Here is a 10,071-nt window from a genome sequence, read left to right as displayed (position 1 = left end):
CGAGGATATGATACCCCATCATATCCGAGGGGTCGCCTCACTCAAAAACGCGAAACCCAGATCTCAAAGGTCTGGGCCCAGAAGCCCGCGCCGTACCGCCTAAGTGGTCGGCGTCGGGAGTACGTCACTGCTATGTTGCGACAGAATCTTACTGCTCAACGTAAGGATTAAACGAGTCCCCGTAAGCGTTGCCGGATCCCTAGAGGGAAATTAACTTCCCGAAAGGGTAGGGCAATGGGTGTCAGATTGCTTGCTTAACCACCACTTCCTTGTGGCTAGTGATGTGGTCTGGGGCATTTTGCTGTCTCTCACTGACGCAGCACCGGATGGATAGGGAATCCGTTTATCCTTTCCCGATAGAGTCGAGTGGATGGTGATTTCGCTCGGTAAGGTTCTACCTGTTGATATTCGGTACGGTCTACTCAATCTTCTTGGAGGACAATTGTGACAAACGAAACTGGGGACAAAAAAGTTATTAATCAACTCGAAAAAGATGCGATAGAATTTTTTCTCGGTCAAGTTAGTGGCAATTTGTGGCCATACCTCTACGGAACTCCTCGAGATGCCACTGACCCGGTTCGAGGGGGAATTTTATATAACGAAATGCTTGAAAATGAGGAGGAATATTACCTGTACAAATATGAAGCCGAACTTTTCCAGAACAAAGGACATCTGATTGCCTCTCTTATCGGGTCTAACGCCACTTTTATTGAATTAGGCCCAGGCAGCGAACAAAGTTTGCGCCTGAAAACCTTACCTTTGCTCCGCGTTTGTCCGAACTTAAGCGGGTATGTGGGCATTGACATTTCCCAAGACTTTTTGGACAAAGGTCTTAAAGTCATTCGTTCTGAACTGCCTCATCTTTCGGTGCGGGGTACTCAGCAAGACTTTACTAAACTCGACAGTCTACCCGACGCAGAAAAGCAAGTGATTTTTTTTAAAGGCAGCACCATTGCCAATATGAGGCAAGAGGAAGTCCCGAGTTTTATCTCTCAGATCGGGAAACTAGCCCGGGAAAACCATTATCTGCTTATCGTTCACGATGCTAATCAAGATGAAGTCTCCTTGATGAAGGCTTACCATAACAAAGGAATGGCGCTTATGATGGAGAACATCATGTTTCGGCTGCATCGTGATGTGGATACACCGGGGATGATACCTGAGGCATTTCGTTATCAGCCAGAATGGGAACCGACTACTTACGACCTCAAACACGTTCTGAGTGCAACCCAACCCCAAAAAATCCACCTCAATGGACACATTGTAGAGATTGAAGAAGGACAAAAATTTCATACGTTGAGTTCATTCAAATACCCAGTGGAGGTGTTTAAAAAACTTATCGGTTCGGCAGGATATCAACCCATTGATGTTTTCTTTGATAGTTCCAATCGGATGGCTGCTCATCTTTTTCAAAAGTCGTAGTCGTAGTAGGGTGGGCAACGAGTTGCCCATCCTACAGATAGTGCTTCATACTCCGATCGGCGTCAGTGCTAAATAAGCTAAAATTGAGATCGGCCAAATCACTGATGCAGTTACGCAAATCCCACTGAGAACGTTCGCGATCGCGCTTGTCATAACGGGTTGCAATGACTCGATACTGCTTGAGTTTAGGAAAAAAGTTTTCAACTCAATGCCTTGCCGGATACAATGGGGGGATCGGAGGATGGGTCGCGATTCTTTTTTAGGGGAAAAATGCTCAAACATCACTTAAGCCAGCTATTGCGCTCTGTCTCTCAAGTAAGGTGGATTGTCGGGTGGATTGGCCTAATTCTGGTAATGGTGCTGTGGGGGACAACCGGTGCGATCGCCGGACCGCTCAGCGATCGCTTAGAACGATTTCCCGACTGGCAAAGCAAACCCCCAGTGCAATTGGTCCAGGGCGATTTAGTCTATCCCGACTGGATGGAAGGCACTTGGGAAGTAACCAGCACCTTGAAAACTCAGGTGGCTCCTTTGGCTCCCGATATTCTCACCCCGGGGTTTGAAAAAAATAAGCGCTATTTGGAGAAACCCATTTCCTTTCAAGTGCGTTTCGCCGAGGAACAGTCGCCCGGAAAACTCCTCGTCCCAATGCAGGCGCAACAAGGATTGGTATCGGCGCAAAAAGCCCCAGTGGTAGCCGATCGCGAATTTAATGGCTTGAATATCGCTAAGGCATATTTGGGCGATCGCAAAGTCCTCTCGGTCAAAGTCGATCCCACCAATCCCAACCGCCAAATTACCCAACTGCGCGGCGATCGCCAACTGGTTTCCATCGTCACCGCCCGAGGCAGCGAAATGCCCTCCCCCGATGAATTTGTGGCCACAGAAATCACCCAGCAGGTGTTTCGCAAAGAACCGCAAATTTACTTCAACGAAGTGGAAACCACTACCGAATACCAGCGAGTTCAGCCCCCTCTCAACGCGATCGAAGGCAATCAAGTCACCGCCATTTATTTATCTCCCCAAGACCCAGATTACTTTGAAGCGGGGGGCAAACCAGTGGCGCTTTATGAGTATAAATTAGAACTTTCCCCGGTGGAACAAGAAGAATAAGTTATCGAAAGTTAGGGAAAAGAGGGACAGATGCGATCGCCCCCCTTTTTCCTAATTTATTCCTCGCCTCTCAATGGGTCTGCAAACCCGGTTTCTACTCTTTACCGTTCTCTGGGTAGAGCAAAATTTTGTAAGTTTCTGGAGTCGGTTGAACGGCGCGTTCTACTGCAGCGGTTAACTCTTTGAGGGGATAGCGATCGCTCACCAGTTTATCCACATCTATTCTGCGATTAAACACAATATCGGCGGCTAATGCCTGCAACCGATAGGACGAACTATAACTCCCCATTAAATCCAGTTCGCGCCGATATAAAATATTGGGATTAATCGGAATTTCGACTTCATCGGGAAACTCGGCAAAAAAGAGTATTTTCCCCCCTTTTCGGGTGCAGTCTAGCCCTTGAAAAAATGCTTTCTCGCTGGGAACGGCTAGCAGGCAGATATCCACCCCCATCCCCCCAGTAAGCGCCTTAATTTTTGCTGATAAATCCGGATCGCGGGCGTCAAAAGCAGCTTCTGCGCCTACGTTTAACGCTTTCTCGATGCGGGCGGGTATCAAGTCAGTGGCGATCGCCCGCGCGCCGAAATACTTCACCAGCATTGCGAACATCAACCCAATCGGTCCTGCGCCGGTAATCAACACGGTTTGTCCCGGTTCTACCTTCGCCTTTTTCACCGCTTTTAAGCAGCAGTTGGTGGGTTCTACAAAACTCGCTTGCTCAAAAGTGACGGAATCGGGAATCGGAATCAATCCCCCATTCCTGACGATATGTCCCGGCACTTTCACATATTCGGCAAATCCCCCGCCACTGGGGACGAATCCGGCGGTGGTGGTGATGCGTTTATAAGTGTCGCACATGGAGAAATTTTCGTTCAAGCAGTAGGCGCAGCGCATGCAGGGAATGTGGTGCATCACCACCACCCGCTGTCCTACTTGCCAATCGGTAACCGCTTCGCCGATCGCAGAAATAACCCCGGCGGTTTCATGTCCGAAAATTCGCGGTGGTTCGTAGAGCGGATAGCGAATTTTTTTGATGTCAGACTGACACAATCCCACAACTCGCACCTGCACCAATACTTCATCAGCACCGATTTCGGGGATGGAGATGTCTTCGTAACTGAGTTGGTTGACGCCTCTAAAAACTTGCGCTTTCATGTTGGTTTATGCCACTCCCGGATAGTTGATGTTTGCGATCGCGCCATAAGGCGATCGCAATCTGCCATGTATTTTACCAAACTGGATGGCGAGAAAAGGAAAATACAGAGGATTTCTCTGCACATAGTCGGTTATTTTGGGCTTAAAACTTCACGCGATCGCCCCATTGTTCCACCGTTTTTTCGCCAATTCCTTTCACTCGGGTCACATCCTCCACCGAATCAAAGGGACGCGCCTCAATAATCCGTTCTCCCAACACCTCACCTACTCTGGGTAGGGTTTCTAACTGTTCTAAAGTCGCCGTATTCAGATTTACAACTTCCGGCAGTTCGCTGCTGCGATGAATTATTTTAGCACATTGCGCTTCTTGTTGGCGAATCTTTTGCGCGATGTGCGGGGGAAGACCCAGTTCAGCGGTGGCGTAGAGGCGATCGAATTCCCGGCGAAAGTGTGCGGAGACAATCGGATTTTCGATGATAAGCAAGGTTTCATCATTCCCGACATTGGCCACATTTGACCAGTTGTGCGACCCCGTGATAATCAGGCGATCGTCCACTAAGCCAAACTTGTGATGTAAGATATCCCCGGGGAGAAGTCGCGGAACTCCCACGGTGGAAATGGGCGGTTCCCACGGTTGGTTATCCACTTCATAGCGACATTGATTGTCGGCGAGGGCGACCCCTAACATATCTAAGCCCTCGGAGTAGTAACGAAAGGCAAAACCGCTGTCAATCAAAGCGCGCACTTTTACACCCGGCTTCTCACGTGTACTCAGGCGATCGGCGATCGCTTGCTCGGAAAAGACAAAAAGGGCTAAATCCACGCTGTTTCTCGCGCGATCGAGGGCGCTGGCAATTGTGCTATTGGTACTCTGTTCCCAGGGAAGGGTGGGAGAAGTGGGGGAAAACTTGACCGAAATCCGCGCATCGCCTAACCGGATATCTTGTAGCGGGCGAGAGGGTTTGCTTAAACCAAAGCGACTATCGGGCTTTCCGCCAACCCCATCCCCCCACATGAGGTTGAATTCTTCCCGAAACAACCGGGCGAGTTGACGGTTTTGGATGCGGAGGAGGTGGTTGGGGTTTCCGCGACTCTCGGGTTGATTCAAATCGCCATACATTCCGGAAAGGGTGAAGTTCGCCGAACCGGTGATGAGGGTCTCGTCGTCGATTAGCACAAATTTATGGTGCATTAAACCACTTCCTTTAGAACCGTCGGCGGTGTCGTCGATTACGGGAACTTGGGCGTTGCGGAGAATCACCAGTGCATCGTTTTGGGCGATTTCTGTCGCACTCATCACCCCCGAAGCGTCGCTGTCGATGAGACGCACTCCTTCTTCGTAGCGGGCGCGTTGGCGATCGTCCAGCAGGCGCACTTCTTGAGGGCTATAATCACTCCAGGGACGGTTATAGTCATGTTCGAGGATAACTCGCACGGAAACACCGGCTTGGTAACGTTCGGCGATCGCCCGCGCAAGTTTCGGGAGTCGCAGTTCTTGAATGGCGATGTCAACCGAGTGTTGGGCGTTTTGGATGTTGTCAATTAGAAGTTGTTCCAGGTTATCGCCGTTGCGGGCAATGTTGCGGTAAGGTTCGGTGTAGTGGTTCGCGGGGTTGTGGTTAAAGTACGCTTGGATTTGCGGATGTTGCGGTAATGGGGGAAGGCGATCGCGGGCGATTCTTTCCACCCTCAACGGGCTTTTCTGGCTAATTAAAAACGCCAGCAGGATTCCCAGAACAATCAGTATCCAGAAATAACGACGCACCACCAACATAGCTGTTATCTCCAAGCGGAAATTTATGGCAATTCAACGATTTGCAAGTCCCAATTGGGATATTGGCAATTATAGCAAGGACTGTTACTCTGGACAAGCGTAGCGAGGGTCAGTGGGGGCGCAGGGTCACTTTCTGTCGGCGATGCAGACTTCGGGTTGCAGATTGGCGGGTAATCCTCCCCGTAGAGACGCGATTAATCGCGTCTCTACCCCCTGCGATCGCGGGTCACTCGGTCAAATAACTGGCAGGTACCCTAACAGGATAGGATTTTCATCGATATCCCCCAATCTCAACATCTCGCTAAAACACTCTCACCCGTGATGAGCAACAATCTCTGCTATCAGAAATGCTGGTTCGTCAGCAGGTACCACCCCAGCCGCAAACAAGCGATCGCAGAATCCACCCATCAAAAAAGTCACCCTAAAAAAGCAGAAAGCATTTTATACAATAACATCGTTCTTTAATTCACCCGAAATGACAAACAACAGTGGCAACAAACCGGGGCAACTATTAAAAAAACCAGCCCGTTTGATTACCAAACTCGATTGATGGGATATTCATCAAATACCGCATCCACACTCAGAATGGATATCTGCTCTACCGTCGCCTGGGCAATAATAATCCGGTCAAACGGATCCTTGTGGGGCCTGGGCAAATTCTCCAGCACCCATACATGACTCACGTCAATGGGTAGCAGTTCTAAATTATTAGTCTGCTGTTGGTTTTCAATCAGTTCGCGCAAGGGCAAACTCAGATTCAATTTTCCCAGTTGTAGTTTGATTTGCATTTCCCATACACTGGCGACACTTAAGATTAATTCAGTGTTGGGGTCCGCTAACAAGCTACTAGCGGAGGTTGAGAGCTTTTCTGGGGTGAGACTCCACCAAATAAAGGTGTGGGTATCTAACAGAACTCTCATGATTTCTCGCTCCAGTATTCGGGCGGAATCGGATCGTTGAAATCATCGCTAATCCATCCCATACCTTTATGTAATCCCGCAATGCGAGGCTTGGTGGATTTTTTCGCGCCATATTTCTGGGCTAAAAACTCCAGGTAGTCTAGTGCTTCCTGCTGTTGGCGATAAGGGAGTTGTTGCAATTTCTCCATCGCAGCTTGCATGATTTCTTCTCGAGTTGGAAAAGACATATTGACCTCTACAAATAGTGGTTGAAATCGGCGATTTGAGTGTTAGGATAGCATTGAGATCGCCCTCCTCCCCAAAGCGCAATTACCATATTTTACCTCATTCGTCAAGCTCTACGCCCATTGCCCGCAACCGTTCTGCCAAGCGATCGGCACGCTGTCGCTCTGATTCAGCACGCTGTCGCGCTTGCGCTGCTAACTCCCCTTCCGTAGGCAATAATTCACCGTTTAAAGTTGCCCATCGCAACCACACCGCGTTTGCATCTTTGTACTGACCGGACCAGCGCAAGAGGCTTAAGCCCAATTCCTGACTTACCAAACGTCCGGAATCGTCGAGTTGCAAGGGGGTGTAAGTGCCGCGTTGCAACACAAAACCAGCCCAGTCATCGGGATTAAACGGGTCGTACCAAAAATACTCCGTCACCCGCAGGCAATTTTGATAAATCTGCTTTTTCTCGGTTTTGTCCCGTTGTGCGGTACTTTGGGATAGCAGTTCGATGACCACATCTGGTGCTTTCCCTTCCTCCCACAGCACCCAACTTTTGCGTTCGCCTCGGGGAACGTCGAGAACCACAAACACATCTGGCCCTTTAAAATCGCGATCGCGCACTTGAGCGGTGCTATAGTAAACAAACATATTCCCTCCCACAAACGCATCCCGGTCTTGCAACCAGGTCCACAGTGGGTCAACCAGCAAATCCATTTGCAATTTGTATCGCAGTGTTTCCATTGGCACCCCATCATCGCTGGGAAGTTCGTCTTGAGTGGGAGGTAATGCGATATCTGGCTGGTCTGAAAATACAATGGGGGAATCTGACATGACCCCTAACCTCCATATTGTTTTTCCGATCATAGCAATTTGACTCGTTTAGTTCCATAGTTTTGTTAGTTATGACTGATTTATAAGGAAGGTAAAATTTAGTTTTTAGATTGATTTTTTGGGAGTAATCGCCTCGCCATAGGCGGTCTAATGCTCGATGCTGTAACCGAGTGTAAAAGGCATTAAAACATAATTTTTATCTTTTTATTTGAGGCAGATTACTGTTAAATGGTGATGAAAGAACTGCAAGCGGATATTGTAATTGTCGGTGGGGGTACGGGTGGAACGGCGGCGGCGATTCAAGCGGCGAGACGAGGAGCGAAAACGATTATTGTGAGTGAATTTCCCTGGTTGGGGGGGATGCTGACTTCGGCGGGGGTATCTGCGCCGGATGGCAACGAACTGGCGGCATTTCAAACCGGCTTGTGGGGAGCATTTCTGCGAGAATTGGAACGGCGACAAATCGGCGGTCTCGATAATGGTTGGGTGAGTTTTTTTACGTTTGAGCCGCGCGTGGGGGCGGAAATTTTTGCGAATTGGGTGAAGGAGTTGCCGAATTTGCAGTGGATTGCGCGACAGGTGCCGGTGGCGGTGTTGCGGGAGGGCGATGCCATCGTTGGGGTGCGCTTTCCGGACTTTATCGTGCGGGCACAGGTGGTTCTCGATGGGACGGAGTTGGGAGATTTACTGGCCCTAGGGGAGGTTCCGTTTCGCTGGGGGTGGGAATTGCAAGCGGAGTGGAACGAACCGAGTGCCCCTTGTCAGCCCACGGAGTTCACCAAAACCTATCCGGTGCAGTCTCCCACTTGGGTGGTGGTGATGCAGGATTATGGTGAAGGTGCGGTTGCGCCGGAAATTCCCGCGCCTCCGGGGGACAATCCGCAGCAATTTGTGGGCGCTTGGGAGAAGTATGGACCGGAAAGCTTTCTCAATTACTGCAGATTACCGGGCGATCGCTTAACGCTGAATTGGCCGATCGCCGGCAATGACTACGGCGAAGGAGTGGGGCGACTGGTGGACTCGGAAACCGCACGGTTGCAATTTCTGCAAGAAGCTCAATGGCATTCGCAAAGTTTTGCCCGTTTTATTCAGACGGAATTTGGGCGGCGCTACGGTTTGGCGGCGGATATGTTTCCCCATTCAAACAGTGCTTTTGCCTTACATCCTTATTTTCGCGAAAGTCGTCGCCTGCAAGGAGTGAAGACGGTAACGGAATGGGATATTTTACCCGTAAGTGGGGGACGGGTGGCGCGGTTGTCGGTGAATGCTGAAGGAATTTGCGATGCAGTGGCGTTTGGCAATTATGCGAATGACCATCATTACCCTTGTAATGACAAGTTTTCCACTGCGTTTGAGCTCGAACCGAAGTCAATTCGCTGGGGCGGACGCTGGACGGGGACCCCGTTTACGATTCCTTATGGCTGTTTGGTGCCGCGAGAGGTGGATGGGCTGTTAGTCTGCGAAAAAAATATTTCGGTGTCTCATATTGCCAATGGTGCGACGCGGTTGCAACCGGTGGTGATGGGAATCGCTCAAGCGGCGGGAATGGCTGCTGCGCTGTGTGTGGAAAGGGGTTGTCAGCCCCGGGATTTGCCCGTCCCGGTGCTGCAAGCGGCGTTATTGCAAGATCCGGTGGCCCCGGCGGCGGTGGTTCCGCTGTTTAATCTGACGCCGGATGACCCCGAGTGGCTGGAGGGGCAATGGGAGTATTTGGAAAATCCCGGGGCTTATCCGGTGACCGGCGATCGCCCTGGGAGCAATCGAATCCTTCCACTTCCTCCACGGACCAAGGACTCTGGACCAGTGACAAATGACCGATTTGGGGGGAGTTTGCGGCGTCAGGGAGACGGCGAGTACGCGATCGCCCTGAGTTATCCCCCAGAAATGGCCAGTCAAGTTTGGACCCTAGTGACTGTGCAACCCACGGTGAACCAACAATTAGAAAAGGCGGTGGAAGGAGATTGCTTAACCCTGCGAGGTGGTCTGAATCGCTCTGGGAATTGGATTCGGGTAGACTGGATGGAGTGCCAGACCCCGAAGTAAGGGTTTGCTGAGAATCTGTTGCAGCAAAGCAGGGGAAATTGCTAGCTCAGATGCAAGGCGTTGCCGCTTTGGCTTGGATCCGGTGGAGCGATCGCCTGCTGTGGCGCTTCAGTTTTGGGGCAACCGCCAAGGGGGCGATCGCTCCCTTGTGGCGCTACATCCGGTTCGTCTGCTAGAACCACCGGGCGATCGCCATCACACTCGCCCCAAACCGTTGAAATTTTCCGGAATATGTCTTGCCAAGATTATTTTCCCAGGATATAATATTAGCAAAATCTATAAAAAGATAAATTGTTACCGCGATTCGCGAACGGGGATGGGCACGCACTTCCAACCTAGGTGGATCCACCAGGGAGTTGAAAGTTTTAGAGGCTGTCAAAAGTCTTGAAAGACTGGGTACTCTGGGTGGAGAAGGCACAAACGGTAGTAGTGTCGTGCTGTGTTAAATTGTCTGGGGATCGATACCCTAGTTCGGTGGCACCCAGGTGTCCCTCATTACAATTAACAAGACCCAGCACGAGTCAACAGTCAGGAACCCCATCCCTAAAGGGAGGGGCTTGGTAAGACTTTATTTTCCCAAGCTCACCTGACCAGAAGAC

The 10,071-nt window shown here is 50.4% G+C and carries 9 protein-coding genes; 3 read left to right on the top strand and 6 right to left on the bottom strand.

What is annotated here, in order from left to right; all coding sequences use genetic code 11:
• Positions 1–444: 444 nt before the first annotated feature.
• Together AC0QH1_RS22965 and AC0QH1_RS22960 are read left to right on the top strand one after the other, a co-directional pair.
• A complete protein-coding gene (locus tag AC0QH1_RS22965; protein WP_324633696.1) occupies positions 445–1,422 on the top strand; it encodes an L-histidine N(alpha)-methyltransferase in 978 nt (325 codons plus the stop codon).
• A gap of 354 nt (positions 1,423–1,776) precedes the next feature.
• Positions 1,777–2,535, top strand: coding sequence for a DUF6816 family protein (locus AC0QH1_RS22960; protein WP_442957357.1), 759 nt, complete (start codon positions 1,777–1,779; stop codon positions 2,533–2,535).
• 94 nt (positions 2,536–2,629) lie between these two features.
• On the opposite strand, the gene AC0QH1_RS22955 is transcribed toward AC0QH1_RS22960, so the two are convergent.
• From AC0QH1_RS22955 to AC0QH1_RS22935, 5 genes are all read right to left on the bottom strand, one after another.
• On the bottom strand, positions 2,630–3,691 hold the full coding sequence (locus AC0QH1_RS22955) for a zinc-dependent dehydrogenase (RefSeq protein WP_324633694.1): 1,062 nt from the start codon (positions 3,689–3,691) through the stop codon (positions 2,630–2,632).
• Positions 3,692–3,833: 142 nt separating this feature from the next.
• A complete protein-coding gene (locus tag AC0QH1_RS22950; RefSeq protein ID WP_324633693.1) occupies positions 3,834–5,465 on the bottom strand; it encodes a phospholipase D-like domain-containing protein in 1,632 nt (543 codons plus the stop codon).
• A 533-nt stretch (positions 5,466–5,998) separates the two neighbouring features.
• Positions 5,999–6,385: a type II toxin-antitoxin system VapC family toxin gene (locus AC0QH1_RS22945; RefSeq protein WP_324633692.1), complete on the bottom strand. Its 387-nt coding sequence runs from the start codon at positions 6,383–6,385 to the stop codon at positions 5,999–6,001.
• Positions 6,382–6,612 carry a DUF2281 domain-containing protein gene (locus tag AC0QH1_RS22940; RefSeq protein ID WP_324633691.1) on the bottom strand — a complete coding sequence of 77 codons (231 nt, stop codon included), beginning with the start codon at positions 6,610–6,612 and terminating at the stop codon, positions 6,382–6,384. The genes AC0QH1_RS22945 and AC0QH1_RS22940 overlap by 4 nt, the downstream gene beginning before the upstream one ends.
• A 97-nt stretch (positions 6,613–6,709) precedes the next feature.
• The gene (locus tag AC0QH1_RS22935; RefSeq protein ID WP_324633690.1) at positions 6,710–7,429 is read right to left on the bottom strand and encodes a Uma2 family endonuclease; all 720 of its coding nucleotides are present in this window, start codon (positions 7,427–7,429) and stop codon (positions 6,710–6,712) included.
• Positions 7,430–7,663: 234 nt separating this feature from the next.
• Here AC0QH1_RS22935 and AC0QH1_RS22930 point away from each other — a divergent pair, with 234 nt between their 5' ends.
• Complete coding sequence (locus AC0QH1_RS22930) at positions 7,664–9,472, top strand: FAD-dependent oxidoreductase (RefSeq protein WP_324633697.1); 1,809 nt, start codon at positions 7,664–7,666, stop codon at positions 9,470–9,472.
• 41 nt (positions 9,473–9,513) lie between these two features.
• Here the strand turns inward: AC0QH1_RS22930 and AC0QH1_RS22925 are convergent, their stop codons facing one another.
• Complete coding sequence (locus AC0QH1_RS22925; RefSeq protein ID WP_324633688.1) at positions 9,514–9,654, bottom strand: hypothetical protein; 141 nt, start codon at positions 9,652–9,654, stop codon at positions 9,514–9,516.
• Positions 9,655–10,071: the final 417 nt, after the last annotated feature.

The organism is Phormidium sp. CCY1219 (genome assembly GCF_055795085.1).
Note: the sequence above shows the minus strand (reverse complement) of the source record. Positions and strands in the feature narration are given on the sequence as shown.

Coding starts and splice junctions, on each gene's coding strand:
- AC0QH1_RS22960 (WP_442957357.1), top strand. CDS start 1,777: ATGGTGCTGTGGGGGACAACCGGTGCGATCGCCGGACCGCTCAGCGAT.
- AC0QH1_RS22955 (WP_324633694.1), bottom strand. CDS start 3,691: ATGAAAGCGCAAGTTTTTAGAGGCGTCAACCAACTCAGTTACGAAGAC.
- AC0QH1_RS22950 (WP_324633693.1), bottom strand. CDS start 5,465: ATGTTGGTGGTGCGTCGTTATTTCTGGATACTGATTGTTCTGGGAATC.
- AC0QH1_RS22945 (WP_324633692.1), bottom strand. CDS start 6,385: ATGAGAGTTCTGTTAGATACCCACACCTTTATTTGGTGGAGTCTCACC.
- AC0QH1_RS22940 (WP_324633691.1), bottom strand. CDS start 6,612: ATGTCTTTTCCAACTCGAGAAGAAATCATGCAAGCTGCGATGGAGAAA.
- AC0QH1_RS22935 (WP_324633690.1), bottom strand. CDS start 7,429: ATGTCAGATTCCCCCATTGTATTTTCAGACCAGCCAGATATCGCATTA.
- AC0QH1_RS22930 (WP_324633697.1), top strand. CDS start 7,664: ATGAAAGAACTGCAAGCGGATATTGTAATTGTCGGTGGGGGTACGGGT.